Here is a 21,063-nt window from a genome sequence, read left to right as displayed (position 1 = left end):
TTTTGTTCATCCTTTTCGTCTTTGAGTTATTTTTTTCCTGCAAGTTCAACAATTGCTTCAGCATAAATTGCCGCTGCTTTTACAAGGTTTTCAACGACAACAAACTCATCCGCTCGATGCGCTACATCTGGCTCCCCTGGGAAGAGCATGCCAAATGCCACGCCTTTTTTCATCACACGTGCATACGTCCCACCACCAGTTGATAATAAAGGTGTTTCTGTATCTCCCGTTTGACGTCTATAGATAGCTGCTAATGTCTGGATGAATGGATCATCTTCGCTGACATAATGTGGCTTGGAGTCGTCTTGTATGTCTAGAGAAAACCCTTTTTCTACCGCTAAGCGTTGTGCTGCTGTTATTTTTTCATCGAATGGATAGGAAACTGAATAGCGCATACTAATTACTAAACTGCCGCCTTTATGGACATCATAGCTTACGATCCCTGGATTTAATGTTGTTTGTCCTGACATTGTATCCTCAAACTGCAGATCGAGCTGACTACCATAATGATCCTGATAAAAAACATCTGCAATAAAGTCGACAAATTGTTTACTTGCTTCTGTCGTCAACTCTTGTTGTAAAAATGCTGCAAGATAAACAGCTGCATTGATACCTTTATCTGGTTCCATTGCATGGGCTGCTTTACCTTTGATAGTTATTATATAGCGAGACTCCTCCATTAATAAAGAGCCTTCTAGCTGATTTTTACTTAAAAATGTTTGAAAATTCTGTTCGAATGATGCTGTTACGTGCTGAATTATTGCTTTTGCAAAATCAGGTACCATATTTGGGCGCTTTCCTGCATTAAATAGTAGTAGTTGTTCTTTCGTTGCATCACCCACTTTATTTTGAGAGAACACAAGCTCTGCAATGCCTTTTTCTGCATTGATGAGCGGGAAATCCGCATCTGGTGCAAAACCAATTGTCGGCATTTCCTCCTGTTTAAAATAGTGGTCGACACAGCGGAATCCTGTTTCTTCGTCTGTACCAATAATCATTCGTACTCTTTTTTCTAACGGAATACCTGCATCTTTCACAAGTTTCATGGCCATCCATGCCGCAATCGTAGGCCCTTTATCGTCAATCGCACCACGTGCAAATAATTTACCATCAGCTACTGTGCCGCTGAAAGGAGGGTAAGTCCAATCTGCTTCTTCTCCAATTGGGACAACATCAACATGACATAAAATACCAAGTAAATCTTCACCAGTTCCCATTTCAATATGTCCAGCATAATTATTAACATTTTTCGTGAGCAGGCCTTCACTTTGACCTTTTGCTAGTAACCATTCAAGCGCTTGAAGTGGACCATCTCCAAAAGGTACTTCAGTAGTTATTGTATCCTCATCGAGCACACTATTTATTTGCACAAGCTCCTGTAACTCTTGTATTAATTCGTCTTGCCTTTCTTTTGCAGCTTGTAACCAATCCATACCATGTACCTCCTTCAAAGTATTAACATTATTCTACACCTTACAACATATATGACAATCAGCTTTCTGACAACTATTTTCAGTAACTTCTACTGTCACTACCATATATAGCACGTTTTTCACGTATTCCCACAAAATACAGTATAAATTTTATATATTAATTGTAAATTTCTCTTGCATTCACTAGAAAATTAAGTAGTTTTTCTATATAATAAAGTTATCAGAATAATTGTTCTGACTATAAAATTAGAAAAGGGGATGTCTAAGGCAGCTACTTATTAGCCTAAGTGCACTCCGCACATATTGTCGTCCGCTAGTCTTTGCCAAGAGAATTAAGATGAAGGAGTGGTTCATTTAATGAAACCAACTACTGATCGAATGCTTAATCGTATTAAAGACGTGTACATGTTTATTTTAGACAAAGGAACCGTGTCTACACAGGATTTAGTCGAAGAGTTTAGTATCACTCCTCGCACCGTTCAAAGAGATTTGAACGTGTTAGCCTTTAACGATTTGGTGACGAGTCCAAGTCGAGGCAGATGGACAACGACGAAGAAAAAAGTAAAATTAACGTCTTAGTTTTACGTTTTGTACGTAAAGCATTGTGTATGGAAAAAGAATGACCTTTCGTCGGGGTCATTCTTTTTTGTCGTTAGAAGATTATTAGATTTTTTTCCCACTTTGCTTACTGACTTCTCCAGCTTGCTTTCTGTGTAAAGTAATTATTTTCATCACTTTTTCAGTCATCTATCTATGCAAGCAATGATTTTTATCTTACTTCCATTCATCTATATAAAACGATTATTTACATTGCTCCTTTACCCTTCAATCTGAGCCTCACATCTTAGCATAGCAACATAAATCTGCGCGCCATTATCTGCTTTGTGCTCTTTCAAGATTATTTTAACTATTTACAGTTGCTTAACAATCCGTTAAACTCGAAACATTCTAAATGTTGAGAGGAGGATTTTATATGACTTTGTCAAAGTTGTTTCATCCATTAGTTTGGATTATTTTAGGTGGAACAATTTTTACACGTATTGCAAGCTTTATGGCAATGCCTTTTTTAGCTATTTATTTACATAATGAAATTCAAGCCTCTCCCTTACAAATTGGATTGACAATTGGTATCGCGCCGCTCATTTCCACAGTAGGTGGATTTTTCGGGGGTTATTTAACAGATCGCTTTGGTAGAAAAAGCGTTATTCTATTAACAATTATCGTTTGGAGTCTTGTGTTCTTTGGCTTCGCAACAGTTCATGCTGTTTGGCTTTTTATTCTATTCAATGCTTTGAATGGACTTTGTCGATCATTTTTTGAACCTTCCACACAGGCATTGATGATTGATTTTACACCTGCCGATAAAAGAAAAAGACTATTTTCCTTACGTTATACAGCCATTAATATTGCAGCGGTTATTGGTCCAATTATTGGCGTGTATATCTCACAGCTCTCCAGTCCAAGTATCCCTTTTATGCTGACAGGGATGATGTATATTATTTACGCAGTCTTTTTATTTTTTGTGTTAAATCGCTATCAAATGCAGCAACCCAAAGCGGTTACACAAACAAAAATACTCAGTACATTCACAATTCTTTTGACAAATCGTGTGCTGCTTAGCTTTATATTGGGTGCCATTTTAATCAATATTGGTTACTCGCAATTTGACTCAACGCTACCACAAATTATCGAATTAAAAATTGATGAAGGTGCGAAACTTTATTCGTTATTAATCTCTCTCAATGCAGCAGTTGTGTTATTACTACAATTACCTATTAGTATAGTATCAGAGCGCTTTTCATCTACAGCAACATTATTAGTAGGTGTACTGTTCTTTGCTATTGGATTATGTATGTTTGGATTCTCCAATAATTATACGCTCTATATCATTGCCATGATTATTTTTACCATAGGTGAAATCTTTGCCTTCCCTACAATGAATGTTATGATTGATGAAATTGCGCCAGATACTCAAAAGGCAACCTATTTAGGTGCTGCACAATTTAAAAATTTAGGTGGCTTTATTGGCCCAATAATAGGCGGTTGGCTCTTGACTCATTATATGAACGCTATGTTTCCAGTCATCGCTGTTCTTGTATTATGTAGTTGTATCTTTTATAGAACAAAAATAGCTGCTCATTAATAAACGCCCCATTGCTATCAAAATAGCTAATTATGCTATCGATAGAATGGGGCGTTTTTTAACTAATAAAATCCTCGTCAGCAGCGACCTCTGCAAAACTAGAATATTGATCCTTACCAGCATTTTTGGATTGATAAAGCGCTTTATCGGCCCGTTCAAATAAGCTCATTTCTGTATCCTCAGCATGATTATAAATGGCTCCGCCCATGCTCACAGACAACACAGACCATTTCTCGCTAGCTTGGCCATCATATCTAACTGACCTTATTTGAGTCAAAATGTCCTCTGCTATGTGCTGCATCTGTTCCTCTGTTGTATCGTATAAAACAATGGCAAATTCATCCCCACCGAAGCGTACAACAAAGCCACTTTGTTTCACAACATGCTTTAAAATTTTCGCTGTTTCAATGAGGATATGATCTCCTTCTACATGACCAAATTGATCGTTTACTTGTTTAAAGTTATCTAAATCAATTAACAATAAACCTGGCACATTCATTTTTCTTTTTCTTAATAAATTATCAATTTTCCTAATATATGTAGCACGGTTGTAGACACCAGTTAGCGGATCGAAGGTAGCTAGGTGTATTGTTTTAGATAAAATTTTATTAATAACTAACAGCATAATAAAGGATGTTAGTAGGGCAATAGACAGTAAGATCCAAAATTGCTTTGTATTTTTTTGGAGAGCTTCCATTTTAGTGAAATTGATAAATTTCACATAGACAATTCTTTTGGATGACTCCCCTCTCACTGTCTCTGCTTCATAGGGCAGAAAACGATGTGTTTCTATATAACCATTGTCTAATGCCTTTTCATACTCAACTGGCTCCATTGTTTTCTTAGCTAGCTCGAAGTATTTTTGAAATTTCTTAGATTGCTCCTGTACAGTGATTCTCTTCGATCTCGAATCATTAAAGAAAACGCCACCTGCATTAATAGCTTGCACATCCACTAAATCAATATACTTACCTATTAAGTACTGTGCAGTTTTCTCAAAATTAAAGGTTTGGAAGACAGGATCATTTAGTAGGTCTATACCTAACTCGAGCAAATATTTCTTATCATGTGTTGCCAGATAGCCAAATTTTCGATATTCACCTGTTGATGTTGAAATATCGAGTCCATCTGTAAAAAATTCGCCACTAGCGCGCCGTTCATCTAATAAAGCAGAAAAACGTTGACAGCAAAGCGAGAAATCCAAGCCAATATCTTTGGCAAAAGTTGTGTAAACTACTGTATTTGATTGATCCACTATGTAAATATCCACACCATGTTTCTTTTTCATTTGCTGCAAATCCCAAGTAGCTACATTAGGGTTTTCATGGTAATAGTTTTTTAGCTGTCTAAGCTCCTGTTCCATTTTGTCTGAAATATTATTATCAAAATAAAAATGGGCATCATCGACAGTTTGCATATCTGTCAAAATATGATTTTCAATTAATAGTTTATTCATGCTCACTTGCTTTTCTATCTCTGTTACCAGTATTTGTCGGTTCACATATGAAATAACAGCAACAAGTATGACTGCAAATGCTATTAGAGATAGTAATAATTTAATACGCAGGTTCTTCATTTAATTGTCCTCTACTTATTTTATACCATCGTCTTTTGGGGAATATTTCAAAATATGATACATTCTATGACTATATCACAATAACTCATTTCATATTATACAGTTACAGTCATATTACTGTATATAAAAATCCCCGATGCTATGTGATGCATCGAGGAATAATATGTTTTAATGATTGTTTTGTAGACCGTTTAGCTCTTCAGCAGTGAGCTCACGATATTCACCTAACGCTAGATTTTCATCTAATTTCAGGCTTCCCATGGAAATACGCTTTAAATATGTTACACGTTTTCCTACAGCCTCAAACATTCGCTTTACCTGATGAAACTTGCCTTCTTGAATCGTTAGCTCTATTTCAGATTGCTGTGCAGACTTTAAGATCACAAGCTTTCCAGGTTTTGTAACATAGCCATCATCTAGCTCAACACCATTTGCAAATTTCTCGGCGTCTTCTTCTGTCACAACGCCTTCAATCTGTGCGTAATAAACTTTTGGCACATGCTTTTTGGGAGACAATAAATTATGAGCTAATTGACCATCGTTTGTTAATAAGAGCAACCCTTCTGTGTCTTTATCTAATCGACCAACAGGAAACGGTTGAAAATGCTGGTGTAATGGCTCTAATAAATCAATGACTGTTTCATCTCTTAAATCTTCAGTGGCAGAAATAACACCAGGCGGTTTATTCATTATAAAATAAACAAATTCTGTATAAACAACGCGCTCTCCAAACACTGATACAATTTGCTTTTCTGGGTCTACGTGTAAAGCTGCATCCTTGACATAATCACCGTCTACTGTGACAGCTTTTTGCTTTAATAGCTGCTTCACTTCCTTACGAGAGCCGTACCCCATATTTGCTAGTAATTTATCTAAACGCATCGTTCCACTCCTATTTCAATCCCAGTTTACTCATAATACGGGTTAATCGTTCACCTAATAGCTTTTGGGCTAAACCTAGGCGTAATGATAAAAAGCCATAAACAGCCGCACCAACACCCGCACAAATAATTGAGAATAGTAATGCTGAGAATTTACTATCAACTGGTCCCATTAGTAATTCCAATAATTTATGCACAATCAGCACGCTAATGGCCATCGCCATTGTCAATAAAGCAATTAGCATGACACGACGCACAACCATTTCTGATCGATAATTCAACGTTTTTCGTAACACAAGCATATTAATGATAATCGAAACACTGTAGCCAATAGCTGTAGCTACTATAGCACCATCAGCCTCTAACCAGCGAATTAAAGGAATATTTAATGCTAGCTTTACGAAAATTCCAGATAATAAGCTAAAAACAATCCACTTTTGAAAATCAATTCCTTGAAGTAAGGCTGCTGTGACTTGAAATAACGCAAATAAAATCGCGACAGGTGCATAATGCGCTAAAATGGTTGCCCCCATTTCGCTTTCTGAATAAAGCATAAAATAAATTTCATTGGCTAATAAAGAAATACCAACCACAGCTGGCAATGTAATAAAGATTAAAATTTGATAGGTCTTATCCATTGCATGGCGGAGCGCTAAATACTCCCCCTGTGTAAAATACTTTGTAATTGTTGGTACAAGCGCCATCGAAAATCCAGTCGCTAGCATAACAGGGATGATAACAACTTTATGTGTCATAAAGTTAATCATTGATAAATAAGTATCTGTTACTTCTGCTAAACCAATGGACGTCATTGCTCCATTAAACGTAAGCATGTCGACTAATTGGAACAATGGATTCGCCACCCCTACAAACACCATTGGGATGGAATAGGTAATCACTTCTTTATAAATATTGGACATTGGTAGCTGTGTGGAAGTCACACTTTGGCTACGTAGTAGATTAAATTCAGGCTGATATTTTTTCCAGTAGTAATAAAGAACACCTAATCCACCGATTGCTCCGATAAATGCAGCAAACACAGCAAAGGAGATGGCTGTCTCTGGTTTTCCTTTAAACACAATCACCACTAGGAAAGATCCACCAAGTAACACAACAATTCGCACAATTTGTTCCACCAATTGTGAAACGGCAGTAGGCTCCATTTTGTCGTAGCCTTGGAAGAAGCCCCGCCATAGACTCATAAATGGCACTACGATTAAGGCAAAACTAACCCATCGTATTACTGAAGCAATTTGTTCAACTGTAAAGACCTGTTCCTCACTCTTAATAACTAGCCCTGCAATTGGCGTAGCAAGTAGAAAGAGGGCAATAAATGCTGCAAAGCCAGTCATCATCATAATAAGAATGCCAGATTTCATCAGCTTGCGACCCGATTGATAATCTCCCATTGCGTTATATTTGGATACAAATTTAGAGACGGCTATTGGCGCACCTGAAATGGCGATTGCCAGCATAATTGAATAGGGAATATATGCATATTGGTAAAGCGCAATGTTCTTCTCGCCAACAATTGCATAAAACGGAAAAATATAAATTAATCCGAGTACCTTCGATAAAAACATCCCCATTGTTAATATCGCAGTACCTTTCATTAAATTGGACATCATACCCATCCATTCATTGTAAAATCAATATTATTATCGTAACACTTCAAAGCATACTTATAAAACTTTTTCGTTTTAAAACAAACGATATGCAAGCGCTGTCACTCTAAGAGCAATAAAGTAAACCAACTGTAATCTTAACATATTTATAGGAAATGAGACGCATAAAAACACCAAAAAGTTCATTCATAAAGAAACTTGATGAAAAAAGGCCTTAAAATAATCGGTGAGGAATTGAACATCCCCACCGATTAGGTATTTCTTATACCATGTCCACAAAGAACTTTTTATACCATACTAGGAATACATAAACTGTCCAAATATAACGACCGCGATTTGCTTTCCCTTCGTAGTGCTCATCTAGATAGCCAACTAATTGTTTTGTATCAAAAAATTCATTTGCAAAGTCAGTTGTAAACATTTCTTTTACCATACTGTAATACTTTTCTTCACGTAACCAGTGGCGAATTGGCACTGGGAATCCGAGTTTCGGACGCTTTGCCCATTCTTCTGGCAATTCCTGATGCGCAGCTTGACGTAGAACATATTTTGTATCGATATCATTCACACGGTATCTTGAAGGAATATTTTTCGCTAATTCCATTACTTCTTTATCTAAAAATGGTACACGTAATTCAATTGAGTGTGCCATACTCATTTTATCTGCCTTTAATAAAATATCACCAGGCATCCAAAGATTTAGATCTAGATACTGCATTTTTGTCACATCATCATCGCCAGGTACTTCATCATAAATACGTTTTGTAATCGATTTTACAGATGGGGCATTTTTATAAGCTGGCTTTAAAACATTAATAGCATCCACTTCATCCCAAACTACCGCTTCCCCAATAAAACGCTCTTCTACTGTTTGAGCACCTTTAATAAGGAAATTCGTGTATTGATTTTTCGGTAGGGCTTCTGCCATTCCACGTAATGTTTTACGAAGACCTAATGGTAATTTTTCGTATTTTTGCATTCTTCCTGAGTTTTGATACCAAGCATACCCACCAAAAATTTCATCAGCACCTTCACCTGATAAAACAACCGTTACATCTTTTGAAGCAAGCTCCGAAAGGAAGTAAAGTGGCACTGAAGATGGATTGGATTGTGGTTCATCCATATGCCATTGAATTTTAGGTAGCGCTTCAAAGCACTCATCTGCGGTAATGTATCTACGTTCATTTTGAATATTCAACGTATCTGATAAATCTTTTGCAAGATTTGTCTCATTGAACATATCTTCATAGTCCGCAAACCCGACTGAGAAGGATTTATCTGGGCGTAATAAAGACGTAATATAACTAGAGTCAATACCACCCGATAAGAATGAACCAACTTTTACATCACTGATTTGATGAGCCTCTACAGATTCTTTAACAGTTGAACGAATTTCTTCAATATATTTTTCGATTGGTGCTTCTTTTGCATGGAATTTTTTATCCCAATATTGCACGATTTGCTTTTGTCCATTTTGTATCAGCATATAGTGAGCTGGTGGTAATTTAAAGACACCTTTAAAGAATGTTTCATCCATAGATGAATACTGGAATGTTAAATAGGGGCGAAGTGCCTGTTTATTTAACTCTTTAATAAATGATGGGTGTGGTAAAAACGATTTAATCTCAGAGCCAAAAATAAACGTACCGTCTGTTGTATGCTCAGAGTAATACAATGGTTTGATTCCAAAGCCATCGCGCGCAATGAACTGTAAATCATTCTTTTTATCCCAAATACAGAAGGCAAACATCCCACGCAGTTTCTTCACAAAATCTACGCCATATTCTACATAGCCATAAATAATGACTTCACTATCTGACTGCGTTTTAAACGTATGACCTTTTTCAATTAAATCTGCACGCAGCTCTTGGAAGTTAAAAATCTCTCCATTAAATACAAGCACGATATTGCCGTCTTCACTATATAATGGTTGATTCGCTACGTCTGATAAGTCAATAATACTTAATCGACGGAAACCTAACGTTACTTTATCGTCACTATGAATACCGCCGCTATCCGGTCCGCGGTGAATAATTGTATTCATCATATTTTCTATCGTCTGATGATGATCAATCACATTTGTTCCATTAATATAACCTATAAATCCGCACATTCTATTTTTCACCTCATAATTTAGTGCATAACCTTTACCATAATAGCACGAAAAGACATTCATTTCATGCTGACAATGCTAATAAAGGAAAACTTTCATTCATCCAATTGTATAACAAAGAATATTGTGTTTCATTCTACTGTATAAGCTCTTCATCCCAAAAGAAGAGATAAAGAATTATAAAACACTTTTCTATTATTTTCAATGTCAAAGAAAGTCCCTCTCTATATAGACTTCATGTATAATAGGAAAGATTCCTAATTTGAACAGAAAGTGAGTTTCTAACTATGTATGATGTAATCGTGATTGGTGGTGGCCCATCTGGTTTAATGGCGGCGATTGCTGCTGGAGAGCGCAAAAAGAAGGTGTTATTGTTAGAAAAAGGCACAAAACTAGGCAAGAAATTGGCCATTTCTGGCGGAGGACGCTGTAATGTTACAAATCGTTTGCCTGTTGAAGAAATTGTGAAACATATACCCGGTAATGGCCGTTTTCTCTATAGTCCATTTACCGTTTATAATAATGAAGATATAATTGCATTTTTTGAAGGGCTTGGTGTCGCCCTAAAGGAAGAGGACCACGGTAGAATGTTCCCTGTATCCAATCGCGCACAAGATGTCGTTGATGCGCTGATTAGACAGCTACAACGTCTTCATATTGAAGTTCGTTTACACACAGCTGTCAGTAAGCTTCTAATGGATGAAGATAAAATTTTGGGTGTACGTCTTGCTGATGGCACCGAAGTCCGTAGTCAAGCAGTCGTTGTAGCTGTTGGGGGCAAGGCGGTTCCACAAACAGGCTCAACAGGTGATGGCTATCCTTGGGCTGAACGTGCGGGTCATACAATCACTACCTTATTCCCAACAGAAGTCCCTGTTATTTCAAAAGAAGATTTTATTCAAGCACGTGAACTACAAGGACTAGCATTGCGTGATGTTGCTGTCTCCGTGCTCAATAAAAAAGGTAAGACACTCGTCACCCATCAAATGGATATGCTCTTTACCCATTTTGGTTTAAGTGGTCCTGCTATTTTGCGTTGTAGTCAATTCGTTGTGAAAGAATTAATGAAGACAGGCTATGAGCCCGTGACAATGCGTATTCAAACACTGGTACATTATAATGAAGAAACATGTCTACAATATTTAAATAAATTAATAAAAGAAGATCCGAAAAAGGCTGTGAAAAATGTTTGGAAAGGCATAGCACCTGAACGATGGCTCTTGTTCTTATGTGAGCGAGCACATATTGATGTTCAATTGACGGGCGCTGAATTATCCCAAGAGAAAATTCGTCAGCTAGCACGTTTACTAGTAAACTTCACGTTAACAGTGAGTGGCACACAGTCACTTGATAAGGCGTTTGTAACAGGTGGCGGTGTCTCTGTAAAAGAAATCGAGCCAAAAACAATGGCCTCAAAGAAAAAAGAAGGACTGTTCTTTTGTGGAGAAATTCTTGATATTCATGGCTATACAGGCGGCTATAACATCACTTCAGCCCTCGTAACGGGACGTATTGCAGGAATGCATGCGGCATTATAATAGGAGAAAAAGCGTGTCCGTGGAACAACGGACACGCTTTTTTAGCTTTCACTAGACATATAAACTTCTTCAAATGGTTGGATAATGACAAAGCCCTCACCAGAAAACGCCATCTGGATGGATTCTCCACTGCCTCGGCCGATAAATGTACGGAAGCTAATATCTGTTTTAAATTCAGGTGTTAAGTTGCCTGACCATGCAACAGTAGCATGCGGATCAGTATATACTGTTTCACCTGGTTTCACTAATAATGTCAGTGGTTCAAAATGAGTTGTAATCGCAACCTTCCCTGTTCCTTGAAGGGTTACATTAAATAAACCACCTGACATGATGCCAGCCATTTTACGCATCAAACGTATATCCCATTCGATGCTAGGCTCAAAGGCAAGTAAATCATTGCCATTGACACAAATACTGTCGTTTTTCAAATCAAAAACAGTTACTTTCTTTCCTTGATCCGCTAAGTAGAGTCTGCCCTTTCCGCTAGCTTTCATCAATTGCGTACCTTCACCCGTTAAAGCCTTTTTAAACATTTTGCCAAGACCATGCTCCAAGACGCGCTCACGTTCAAATTTAATATCACCTGTATAGGAAATCATAGCGCCCATTTTTGACCACACTTCACCGTTTAGATTAACCTCTAATACACGTTCAGTTTCCAATTCAAAATAATCATTCTCATTATCGTCCTGCTGTGTTTTATGAACAAATTCATCTAAAGAAAATTTCCCCATGATTGATCCCTCCCTAATTACTTTATATACGTTGTTCTTTGAGAAAAGATTCAATTTTTAATAGTTTGTTCCTCATCATGAATTTCGTTACAAAATTTCTCTTTTAATTACGAAATCACTTTATTTCCAGTAATGTTATTGACATCAGACATGCGCTGTTATACATTAAACAAAGAAATTACAATTGTTATATAACAATCACTTCAAAAAAATAACTATATAAGTGCCATCCACGAAATGACACCTATATAGTAAATTGAAAGTTCATATTATTGTGTAGCAGATACATCTCCAACATTTTGCGCTGCTTTTAAAGCTGTTTGCTTACGTACATCTGCACGTAACGTTAAGGAAATAATCAACGAAGCTGCGATTAAACCTGCGAATACATAGAATACAGGAATATAGCTTCCGTACGCATTTTTGATTGCACTTACTAACAATGGTCCAAAAACTCCACCCAATGACCACGTTGTTAATAAATAACCATGAATCACACCAAGTTGCTTTGTGCCAAATAAATCACTTGCAAATGCAGGTAGATTTGAGAACCCACCACCATAGCAACTAACAACTAAGAAGATAAGTGCTTGGAAAATAATTACGTTAGTTGTATGTGGTAAAACGATAAATGTGATTAGCTGTGCAGTAAAGAAAATAACGAAAACGTTAGAACGACCGATATAATCAGACACAGCGGCCCAGATTAAACGACCACCACCATTAAATAACCCCATAATTCCTACCATTGCGGCAGCACCTGCTACTGATAGACCGACAATTTCCTGTGCCATTGGTGAAGCAACAGAAATCATCATAATCCCTGCTGTTACATTAACTAAATGCATGGACCAAAGCATCCAGAAGTGCTTTGTTTTAACAGCTTCTCGTGCTGACATAACAGCTAAATCTTTCTTAACTACGTCCTTACCATTATTGGCAGCTGCTTTCATATTAGCAGGCATATAACCTGGCTTAGGTGGTGCTATATATGAAGCCCCTAAAATCATTAACGTGAAGTAACTTGCCCCTAGAATAAAGTATGTTGTAGAAATGCCAACTGCCTCCATTAAGTTGGCTGCGACTGGTGCTGTAATAAGTGCACCCGATCCAAAACCAAGTACGGCCATACCTGTTGCTAGACCACGACGGTCTGGGAACCATTTTACAAGTGTTGATACAGGTGCAATATAGCCAATCCCCATTCCTAATCCACTAAGAACACCATATGTTAACCAATACATAACAACAGAATCCATTGAAATGGCTACACCAGCACCAGCTTGTCCTGCTCCAAATAAGACAGCTGCTACCATCGCCGATTTACGTGGTCCCATTTTTTCTACTAAACTACCAAATAATGCAGCTGAGAAACCAGCTAATCCCATCATAATGGTAAAGGCAATCGTTACCTTTGTTTCACTCCATCCCATTTCTGTGACAATCGGTAGCTTGTATACACTGTATGCATAGGCTCCACCGATTGAAAGGTGAATAGCGATTGCAGATAATGCAATTAACCATCTATTTTTATTCATAAATTCTCATTTCTCCCCTCTTTTGCTACCTGTGAAAATTCTATGAACGTCCATGTAAAACAATTTACCACTTAGAATTATTCAAATGCAAGATGTTTTTCTAAAAAATATTATTTCTCCAAAAAGTTTTTCATTCTTTTCTTAAAAATTAAAATCAAACAAATCTTACAGCCTCTAAGAAAAATGAAGTTTTACAAACTAAAAAATCCGCATATACTAGATTTTATTATTTTTCTACTCTACTTTATCGTTATATATTAATTATTCTTAAATAATTATTTTTGTGTATATATTCACATACTGTTTATGAATAAAATCTTAATTAGAATATCAATTCTATTATTTATCTACAGAAAGAACGTTTTCTTTAGTTTATTTACGCTAGAATTTTTAAGAACAGAAGAGAAATTCGAAACTATTTTCTACAAGATTTTCACTTTTATATGTATGAATAAAAAGCTGATTCCCGTCTTTTATTTCCATATTTTTTATTTTATTTAAAAAATCAATAATACAATCAATGTATATTTCAAATTATTTATTGAAAGTGAAATATTTTTTATTATTCAAATATATATATTAGAGTGCAATTTTCTGGCATATGTACGCCACTACAACAATATAAATCATATTTATCATTTGTTTTGTTATACTACACAATAAAAAAAATACTCTTCAACAAATCTTGTATTACAACAGCTTTGTTATTTATGGTAATTTAGTATAAACTAAGAATTTTTAGCAGGTTTTAAGGTAAACATGCTTATTTTGTAGAATTGGGGTGATGAATGTATAAAAGAAAGCTAATAGCTATCGCTCTTTTATATGTCTATGAAAAATATATCTTTACGTCTAAAAATGTTTATTTTTTCATTTATTATTGTCCTTTTTTCTATAGCAACAAGTGGTGCTATCATGATCCATAACCTTTCGGGTGCATTTGAGAAAGAATTTGGAGCACGAGCCATTGCTATTGCGAGAACCGTTTCACAACTGACAGATGTACAAAATAATGTTGGGAAACCGAATGGATTTGAAGTTATTCAACCCATTGCAGAGAGAATTCGTTTAACAACTGATGTTGATTATATCGTGATTATTGATATGAAGAAAATCCGCTATTCTCACCCTTCTGAGAGCAAACTTGGCACAGTTTTTGAGGGTGGAGACGAAATAGAAGCTTTTTCACAGCATGAATACATATCAAAAGCTCAGGGAGTGCTTGGCTATTCCATCCGTGCATTCGTTCCTATAATGAATGAAGAAGGTACACAACAAGTTGGTGTTATTACAGTTGGGTTACTCACCCCAAAATGGTACAACCTACTAGATGAATATCAATTTGATATATTGATTTCTCTTTTTTGGGGACTAGCTATTGGATTAGGTGGTTCAGTCTGGGTGGCTAATCACCTAAAGCGTCAAACATTTAATTTAGAGCCATACGAAATCGCTCGCTTAGTGGAAGAGCGATCTGGCATTATACAGGCAATGGATATTGGTATATTAGCAACCGACGAAAGAGGTAATGTATCATTTATTAACCGCCTCGCAAGGCAATATACTCATTTCTTTGAACAGAGTATTTCTCGCAAAGAATTATTTAATGGGACATGGCTTGCGGAAGACATTTTACAGCAGCATGAAATATATAGACCTCTACTTATACATGACCAGATGTATTTAGTACGCACCTTCCCTATTCGAATTTTAGATCAAAATGCCGGATATCTTATAATGTTAACGGATCGTAAAGAGGCAAATATGTTAGCTGAAGAATTAACAGGGATTAAAATGCTTGTGGATTCCTTACGAGCTCAACAACATGAATATATGAACCGTTTACATAGTATTGCAGGATTAATTCAACTAGATCGTAATGATGAAGCTCTGAGTCTTATTATTGATGAAATTACGGATGAAGAGGAAATTATACAAATTTTACATGATAAAATACTTGATTACTCGATTCAAGGTTTACTACTTGGGAAGTACTCGCGAGCAAAAGAACTCGGCGTGGAACTGACCATTGATGATGATTCAAAGCTAGCCGATATTATGAGCGGTTTTTCTAGTGGTGATTTGGTAACTATAATTGGAAATTTGCTTGATAACGCGATGGAAGCATGCTTTGAATGTACGTATAAAGATGTACGATTAACGTTAATTGGCGATAAGCATTATCTATATATAGAAGTACAGGATAGTGGCTTGGGGATAATAGGTTTACCGCAACGAATTTTCGAATATGGTTTTACTACCAAACAAAAGGAAGGACATGGTATTGGCCTTGCACTTGTTAAACAAATTGTAGAATCTAATAACGGAAATATACAAGTTGAATCAACGGTCAATATCGGTACAAATATTACTATTGAGGTAGGGGTGATAGAAGAACAATGAGCAAACTTTCAGTTTTTATTGTAGAAGATGATCCAATGGTGCTTGAAATAAATAAAGGTTTTTTAAATAAAATGATTGGTTTTCAGCTTGTAGGCGAATCTATCACTGGTCGTGATGCTTACGAAAAAATTAAAGTGAAAAAACCAGATTTAATTTTACTAGACATGTTTTTACCAGATATGACCGGTATGGATTTATTTTTAAAACTCCGTTCAGAAAGGATTCCCTCAGATATTATTCTGATAACTGCTGCGCGAGATGCACCGACTGTTCAAGAGGCTTTACGATTTGGTGCAAGCGATTATCTCATTAAGCCCTTTCGCTTCGAACGTTTTGAAAAAGCTTTACAGCAATATAAAAATAGCTCTAAATTGTTTACTAATTGCACAGCCTTCAATCAAGAGGATATTGATAGTTGGCTAGGTATACAACAAGAGTCAAATGAATTACCTAAAGGCTTAAACAATTTAACGATGAAACAAATATTAGATTATTTAACAACATATCGAGTAGCTATAACCTCCGAGCAGCTGGCTCAAAATGTTGGAATGGCAAGGGTCACAGTTAGGAAATATTTAGATTTTTTAGCAACTAAAGGAACCGTTAGCATTGAACTACAATATGGAACAGTTGGACGACCAACGAAATATTATTCCATAAAATAGTTAAGCATAAATAGTTATAAAAATAAAAACTCATATAGAATCTGCTATTTTTCTTATTATGCATAGGTTTATGATGCTTTACTATGCACATTAATAAAAGAAAAGTAAGCAGATTCTTTTTTCTCTAGCAATTATCTTGTATTATAACAATTTATCAATATAACTAATTGTTATATATCATAAATACCAAAATGTTCATTATAACCATAATATTGAATATTTATTCGTATAAAATACAATAGAAAGCGTTCACATCTTATACAGTTAGGAGTGAATTAACATGTGGCGTAACCCTATAAAAGTACTTTTCTTAAACTTATGTTTTTTAACCATCCTCATAGGTTGTCAACAGCAGACCTATCCAACTGACAATGAGCAATTAAGTCATGAAGAACAAATTGTCATTCGCTTTTCACATGTTGTTGGTGAAAACACCCCTAAAGGAATGGCAGCAATTAAATTTGCAGAGCTTATTAAGGAACGAAGTAATGGTCATGTAGAAATTCAAGTTTTCCCGAATGGTGTACTGTACAAGGATGGTGAGGAGATGAATGCTCTTTTAAGAGGAGATATTCAGATGATTGCCCCTGCCATTTCAAAAATTACTACGTTTGTACCCGAATGGTCTGTCATGGATTTACCTTATGCATTTAAAAATGCACAAGAAGTTCATACATATGTTGAAAGCGAAGTTGGACAATCATTAATGAAGAGATTAAATAAACACAATCTAATCTCGATGGGCGTATGGGATAGTGGCTTTAAACAGTTAAGTAATAGTATTCGTCCCATCCAAAACTTAACTGATCTACAAGGTTTACGCATGAGAATAATGCCAAGTGATATTTTAGCAGAGCAATTTTCCATTGCCGGTGCCTATCCTAGACGAATTGATTTTAATACGGTCTTCCATCAACTACAAAAAGGCAATGTTGATGGGCAAGAAAATACGCTCACTAATATTACAAGCAAAAATCTACATTCACTTCAAGATTACTTAACTATTAGTAATCATGGTTATCTAGGCTATTTGTTATTAATGAATAATGAATTTTGGAATTCCCTCCCTAAAAATGTACAGGAGCTTTTGATTGATACTCTTGAGGAAGTACAAAAATGGGAGTGGCAACAAGCAGAGAATTTAAGTACGGAAAGACTTCAGGAAATGGAAGCATGTCAATGCATACAAATTCATTATTTAACGGAGGAAGAAATAGAGGATTGGGAGAACGCCTTTAAACCTGTATACGACTATTATGCAGAAAATTATGGTTTTAAATATATTGAGGCACTTCCTAAAAATCAATTTCATTAACTAGGGTTTAAAAGGTTGCCCTTTTAACTATAAATATAAATTTTAGGGGGATATAGAATGAAAAAATGGCTTTTCATGTCATTCATGGCTTTGCTTTTACTAGTACTTGCGGCTTGTGGTGGCGACAAAAAAGAAGCAGCTTCTGCTCCAGCAGCTGAGGGAGATGGTGGCTACACCAAAGAAAAACCTCTTGTTATTAAATTCTCTCATGTAACTTCAATTGATAGTGTTAAAGGTAAAGCAGCTGAGGCATTTGCAAAACTAGTGGATGAAAAAACAGAAGGTAAAGTGAACGTTGAGGTTTATCCATCCTCACAACTATATGGAGATAATGATGAATTAGATGCCTTAGTATCAGGAAATGTGCATATGATTGCGCCTTCTGTAACGAAAATGGTAAAAATCGATCCTCGTTGGCAATATGTTGATATGCCATACCTTTTTGAAAATCAAGAGCATGCTCGTAAGTTCTTTAATTCAGATGTTGCAAAACTGATTCTAGAATCTGACCAACTAGCAGCTAACGATATTAAAGGTCTCGTGTTCTGGGAAAATGGCTTTAAACACTTTTCCAATAACAAACATCCACTTGTGACAGTGGACGATTTTAAAGGACTAAAATTCAGAGCACAAGCAGGTAAAGTTTTAGAATCGCAGTTTAAAGCTTTGAATGCTGGTTCTGCGACCATTGCATTTGGTGAAACGTACGCTGCCTTACAACAAGGAACAGTAGATGGACAAGAAAACACATTTAATAACTTTGATACTCAAAAATATCAAGAAGTTCAAAAATACTTCTCCGTATCTGAACATGGTCGTCTAGACTATGCTATCTTTGTAAACAAAACATTCTGGGAAAAAATACCTTCAGAGCTATTGACAGCAGTTGAAGAATCATTAAATGAGGCAACAACGTTAGCTTGGGATTTAGCTGCGGAAGAAAACGAAAAATCATTCGAAAACATTAAAAACTCTGGTATTGAAGTCCTTGAGCTATCAGATGCTGAAAAAGAAGCCATCAAAAAACAACTGGAACCAGTTTATGAAGAGTTTACTGATGTTATCACAGAAGAACTAATTAATGGTATTCGTGATTTAAAATAAACATGGTTCTTAAAAAAACTTACTATTCCAACAATTAGTTGATGTAAGGAATAGGAAATCGCAACAATTTCTTGGGTATTCTTTGTTAGGAAGTTGCCCGTAGTAGTGAGTTATCGTCAATATCAATAATTTTATTAGTATATCGCTTACTTACAAACGGGTGCTAAGAAGCTCACTTCAAACAGCAACATTTACAGTGGGAATAAAAGCATCCGTTTTTAACTTTAAATAAAGGAGGCTACAACATGAAGGCCGTTTATAAAATATGGGGCTACTTAGAAGAAATTCTTGCTGGAATTTTTTTCGTAGCAGGTGTCGTGCTCATTTTTTATGGGGTTATTATGCGCTACATATTTAATGAACCACAAGCATGGGTAGAGGAATTAGCACGCTATTCTATAATTTGGGGTACATTTTTGGGGTTTGGCTTAGCTCTTCGCCACAATCAGCATATACAGGTGGATATTCTATATGACAAATTAAAGCCATCGAAAAAACGTCTATTAGATTTAGTAGCAACAGGCTTGAGCATCGCCTTTTGCTTAATTTACACGTACTATGGTTTTGTTTTAGTGGAAAATCGCTATACATCTGGTATGGTTTCACTTGATATCGGGATTCCAATGTGGATTGTATATTTAGTCCTACCTCTTTCAGGTATTTTATTTTTACTAAGATTCGTAGAACGATTAGTTAATATTCTACGAGGAAAGGATGAAGAATATGCTAATCCTCTTACTTAGTTTCTTTTTGCTATTATTTCTACGCGTACCTGTTGCTATTAGCTTAGCACTTTCGACAATTCTAGTGTTCTTCCAAATAGATTTTAATATGAATATGATTCCACAGCGCATTTTTACTGCATTAGATTCCTTCCCTATGATGGCCATCCCAGGATTCGTGCTGGCTGGCGTATTAATGGCGCGCGGTGGGATATCCAAATATTTAATTGAAGCTTTACGTGCATGGATTGGGCACCTTCCAGGTGGTCTTGCAGTTGTTACAATTGTTGCCTGTGCTATTTTTGCCGCTATTTCAGGCTCTTCACCTGCCACAGCAGCAGCAATCGGCTCTATTATGATCCCTGCAATGATTTCAGCAGGCTATAAAAAACGTTATTCCATGGGACTTGTGGCAGCAGGTGGTACATTAGGAATTTTAATACCACCGAGTGTTCCACTAATTATTTATGGTATCACCTCGGAGCAATCAATTGGTGAGTTATTTATGGCTGGGGTTCTTCCTGGATTAGCTTTAACAGGAATTTTAATTATTGCTGCTATCGTTTATGCGAAACGCAATGGATTTAATGGAGATCAACCAGCTTCTTGGGAAGAACGTGGGCGTAAATCTTTAAAAGCCATTTGGGGAGCATTTTTACCTTTTTTAATTTTAGGAACAATCTATTCAGGAGTTGTGACACCAACTGAATCAGCGGTGATAGCTGTTTTCTATGGTCTTATTGTATCCTTGTTTATCTATCGTGAAATGAAGCTAAAGGATTTCCGCGAAGTATTAGTAGAATCTATTAATATTACCGCTATGATTTTCTTAATAATAGGTGCCGCTTCGTTATTTGGACTCTATTTAACAAATGCACAAGTACCACAGCAAGTGGGTGCATGGATTGCAGAAAGTGATTTAAATAAGTGGATTTTTATGATAGTTGTCAATATTTTGTTCTTTATCATGGGTATGTTCTTAGAAGCCGTCTCCATTATTCTAATTACTTTACCAATTTTATTACCAATCCTTGCACACTTCGATATAAATTTAATCCACTTTGCCATTATTATGACGATTAATATGGAATTAGGAATGATCACTCCACCAGTTGGATTGAATCTCTTCGTGGTTAGCGGTATTGCAAAAGAAAAACTTGGGGAAGTGGTAAAAGGCGTTATACCGTTTATCATTTTAATGATTATCTTCTTAGCACTTGTTGTCTTAATCCCACAACTTTCTCTCTGGTTACCAGAGCAAATGAAATAAGGT

The 21,063-nt window shown here is 36.1% G+C and carries 16 protein-coding genes; 9 read left to right on the top strand and 7 right to left on the bottom strand.

Annotated elements, in window-relative coordinates:
• Window positions 1–26: 26 nt before the first annotated feature.
• On the bottom strand, window positions 27–1,433 hold the full coding sequence (gene pepV / locus AAJG31_RS19390) for a dipeptidase PepV (RefSeq protein ID WP_279495784.1): 1,407 nt from the start codon (window positions 1,431–1,433) through the stop codon (window positions 27–29).
• A gap of 357 nt (window positions 1,434–1,790) precedes the next feature.
• On the opposite strand from pepV, the gene AAJG31_RS19385 reads away from it, so the two are divergent.
• Both AAJG31_RS19385 and AAJG31_RS19380 read left to right on the top strand, forming a co-directional pair.
• Window positions 1,791–2,012 carry a DeoR family transcriptional regulator gene (locus AAJG31_RS19385; RefSeq protein ID WP_004226074.1) on the top strand — a complete coding sequence of 74 codons (222 nt, stop codon included), beginning with the start codon at window positions 1,791–1,793 and terminating at the stop codon, window positions 2,010–2,012.
• Between the two features lie 394 nt (window positions 2,013–2,406).
• The gene (locus tag AAJG31_RS19380; RefSeq protein ID WP_004226066.1) at window positions 2,407–3,576 is read left to right on the top strand and encodes an MFS transporter; all 1,170 of its coding nucleotides are present in this window, start codon (window positions 2,407–2,409) and stop codon (window positions 3,574–3,576) included.
• Between the two features lie 58 nt (window positions 3,577–3,634).
• On the opposite strand, the gene AAJG31_RS19375 is transcribed toward AAJG31_RS19380, so the two are convergent.
• The 4 genes from AAJG31_RS19375 to asnB all read right to left on the bottom strand — a co-directional run bounded on the left by AAJG31_RS19375 (window position 3,635) and on the right by asnB (window position 9,771).
• Window positions 3,635–5,152, bottom strand: coding sequence for a GGDEF domain-containing protein (locus tag AAJG31_RS19375; RefSeq protein WP_279495787.1), 1,518 nt, complete (start codon window positions 5,150–5,152; stop codon window positions 3,635–3,637).
• Between the two features lie 168 nt (window positions 5,153–5,320).
• Window positions 5,321–6,034 carry a pseudouridine synthase gene (locus AAJG31_RS19370; RefSeq protein WP_048393477.1) on the bottom strand — a complete coding sequence of 238 codons (714 nt, stop codon included), beginning with the start codon at window positions 6,032–6,034 and terminating at the stop codon, window positions 5,321–5,323.
• A gap of 10 nt (window positions 6,035–6,044) precedes the next feature.
• Window positions 6,045–7,658, bottom strand: a complete 1,614-nt coding sequence (locus tag AAJG31_RS19365; RefSeq protein WP_081011001.1) for a polysaccharide biosynthesis protein — start codon at window positions 7,656–7,658, stop codon at window positions 6,045–6,047.
• 262 nt (window positions 7,659–7,920) lie between these two features.
• Window positions 7,921–9,771, bottom strand: coding sequence for an asparagine synthase (glutamine-hydrolyzing) (asnB, locus tag AAJG31_RS19360; protein ID WP_048393475.1), 1,851 nt, complete (start codon window positions 9,769–9,771; stop codon window positions 7,921–7,923).
• Window positions 9,772–10,058: 287 nt separating this feature from the next.
• On the opposite strand from asnB, the gene AAJG31_RS19355 reads away from it, so the two are divergent.
• Window positions 10,059–11,309 (top strand): NAD(P)/FAD-dependent oxidoreductase, encoded by a 1,251-nt coding sequence (locus tag AAJG31_RS19355; RefSeq protein ID WP_048393473.1) that lies wholly within the window; start codon window positions 10,059–10,061, stop codon window positions 11,307–11,309.
• 41 nt (window positions 11,310–11,350) lie between these two features.
• On the opposite strand, the gene AAJG31_RS19350 is transcribed toward AAJG31_RS19355, so the two are convergent.
• Together AAJG31_RS19350 and AAJG31_RS19345 are read right to left on the bottom strand one after the other, a co-directional pair.
• The gene (locus AAJG31_RS19350) at window positions 11,351–12,043 is read right to left on the bottom strand and encodes an AIM24 family protein (protein ID WP_036118779.1); all 693 of its coding nucleotides are present in this window, start codon (window positions 12,041–12,043) and stop codon (window positions 11,351–11,353) included.
• A 269-nt stretch (window positions 12,044–12,312) separates the two neighbouring features.
• A complete protein-coding gene (locus AAJG31_RS19345) occupies window positions 12,313–13,581 on the bottom strand; it encodes an OFA family MFS transporter (RefSeq protein WP_004226054.1) in 1,269 nt (422 codons plus the stop codon).
• A 915-nt stretch (window positions 13,582–14,496) separates the two neighbouring features.
• On the opposite strand from AAJG31_RS19345, the gene AAJG31_RS19340 reads away from it, so the two are divergent.
• From AAJG31_RS19340 to AAJG31_RS19315, 6 genes are all read left to right on the top strand, one after another.
• Window positions 14,497–15,984 (top strand): sensor histidine kinase, encoded by a 1,488-nt coding sequence (locus tag AAJG31_RS19340; RefSeq protein ID WP_083225408.1) that lies wholly within the window; start codon window positions 14,497–14,499, stop codon window positions 15,982–15,984.
• On the top strand, window positions 15,981–16,649 hold the full coding sequence (locus AAJG31_RS19335) for a response regulator (protein ID WP_066038081.1): 669 nt from the start codon (window positions 15,981–15,983) through the stop codon (window positions 16,647–16,649). The genes AAJG31_RS19340 and AAJG31_RS19335 overlap by 4 nt, the downstream gene beginning before the upstream one ends.
• Window positions 16,650–16,929: 280 nt before the next feature.
• Window positions 16,930–17,964, top strand: a complete 1,035-nt coding sequence (locus AAJG31_RS19330; protein WP_066038082.1) for a DctP family TRAP transporter solute-binding subunit — start codon at window positions 16,930–16,932, stop codon at window positions 17,962–17,964.
• A 57-nt stretch (window positions 17,965–18,021) separates the two neighbouring features.
• A complete protein-coding gene (locus AAJG31_RS19325) occupies window positions 18,022–19,068 on the top strand; it encodes a DctP family TRAP transporter solute-binding subunit (RefSeq protein WP_066038083.1) in 1,047 nt (348 codons plus the stop codon).
• A 245-nt stretch (window positions 19,069–19,313) separates the two neighbouring features.
• Window positions 19,314–19,811, top strand: a complete 498-nt coding sequence (locus AAJG31_RS19320) for a TRAP transporter small permease (RefSeq protein ID WP_048391136.1) — start codon at window positions 19,314–19,316, stop codon at window positions 19,809–19,811.
• On the top strand, window positions 19,792–21,060 hold the full coding sequence (locus tag AAJG31_RS19315) for a TRAP transporter large permease subunit (RefSeq protein ID WP_048391134.1): 1,269 nt from the start codon (window positions 19,792–19,794) through the stop codon (window positions 21,058–21,060). Before AAJG31_RS19320 ends, AAJG31_RS19315 begins: the two co-directional genes overlap by 20 nt.
• Window positions 21,061–21,063 lie beyond the last annotated feature (3 nt).

The sequence above is a fragment of the Lysinibacillus sp. BS3 genome (assembly GCF_039614735.1).
GTDB classification, from domain to species: Bacteria; Bacillota; Bacilli; order Bacillales_A; family Planococcaceae; genus Lysinibacillus; species Lysinibacillus capsici.
Note: the sequence above shows the minus strand (reverse complement) of the source record. Positions and strands in the feature narration are given on the sequence as shown.

Excerpts from the sequence above, each read along its gene's own strand:
- pepV (WP_279495784.1), bottom strand. The coding sequence starts at position 1,433 with ATGGATTGGTTACAAGCTGCAAAAGAAAGGCAAGACGAATTAATACAA.
- AAJG31_RS19385 (WP_004226074.1), top strand. The coding sequence starts at position 1,791 with ATGAAACCAACTACTGATCGAATGCTTAATCGTATTAAAGACGTGTAC.
- AAJG31_RS19380 (WP_004226066.1), top strand. The coding sequence starts at position 2,407 with ATGACTTTGTCAAAGTTGTTTCATCCATTAGTTTGGATTATTTTAGGT.
- AAJG31_RS19375 (WP_279495787.1), bottom strand. The coding sequence starts at position 5,152 with ATGAAGAACCTGCGTATTAAATTATTACTATCTCTAATAGCATTTGCA.
- AAJG31_RS19370 (WP_048393477.1), bottom strand. The coding sequence starts at position 6,034 with ATGCGTTTAGATAAATTACTAGCAAATATGGGGTACGGCTCTCGTAAG.
- AAJG31_RS19365 (WP_081011001.1), bottom strand. The coding sequence starts at position 7,658 with ATGTCCAATTTAATGAAAGGTACTGCGATATTAACAATGGGGATGTTT.
- asnB (WP_048393475.1), bottom strand. The coding sequence starts at position 9,771 with ATGTGCGGATTTATAGGTTATATTAATGGAACAAATGTGATTGATCAT.
- AAJG31_RS19355 (WP_048393473.1), top strand. The coding sequence starts at position 10,059 with ATGTATGATGTAATCGTGATTGGTGGTGGCCCATCTGGTTTAATGGCG.
- AAJG31_RS19350 (WP_036118779.1), bottom strand. The coding sequence starts at position 12,043 with ATGGGGAAATTTTCTTTAGATGAATTTGTTCATAAAACACAGCAGGAC.
- AAJG31_RS19345 (WP_004226054.1), bottom strand. The coding sequence starts at position 13,581 with ATGAATAAAAATAGATGGTTAATTGCATTATCTGCAATCGCTATTCAC.
- AAJG31_RS19340 (WP_083225408.1), top strand. The coding sequence starts at position 14,497 with ATGATCCATAACCTTTCGGGTGCATTTGAGAAAGAATTTGGAGCACGA.
- AAJG31_RS19335 (WP_066038081.1), top strand. The coding sequence starts at position 15,981 with ATGAGCAAACTTTCAGTTTTTATTGTAGAAGATGATCCAATGGTGCTT.
- AAJG31_RS19330 (WP_066038082.1), top strand. The coding sequence starts at position 16,930 with ATGTGGCGTAACCCTATAAAAGTACTTTTCTTAAACTTATGTTTTTTA.
- AAJG31_RS19325 (WP_066038083.1), top strand. The coding sequence starts at position 18,022 with ATGAAAAAATGGCTTTTCATGTCATTCATGGCTTTGCTTTTACTAGTA.
- AAJG31_RS19320 (WP_048391136.1), top strand. The coding sequence starts at position 19,314 with ATGAAGGCCGTTTATAAAATATGGGGCTACTTAGAAGAAATTCTTGCT.
- AAJG31_RS19315 (WP_048391134.1), top strand. The coding sequence starts at position 19,792 with ATGCTAATCCTCTTACTTAGTTTCTTTTTGCTATTATTTCTACGCGTA.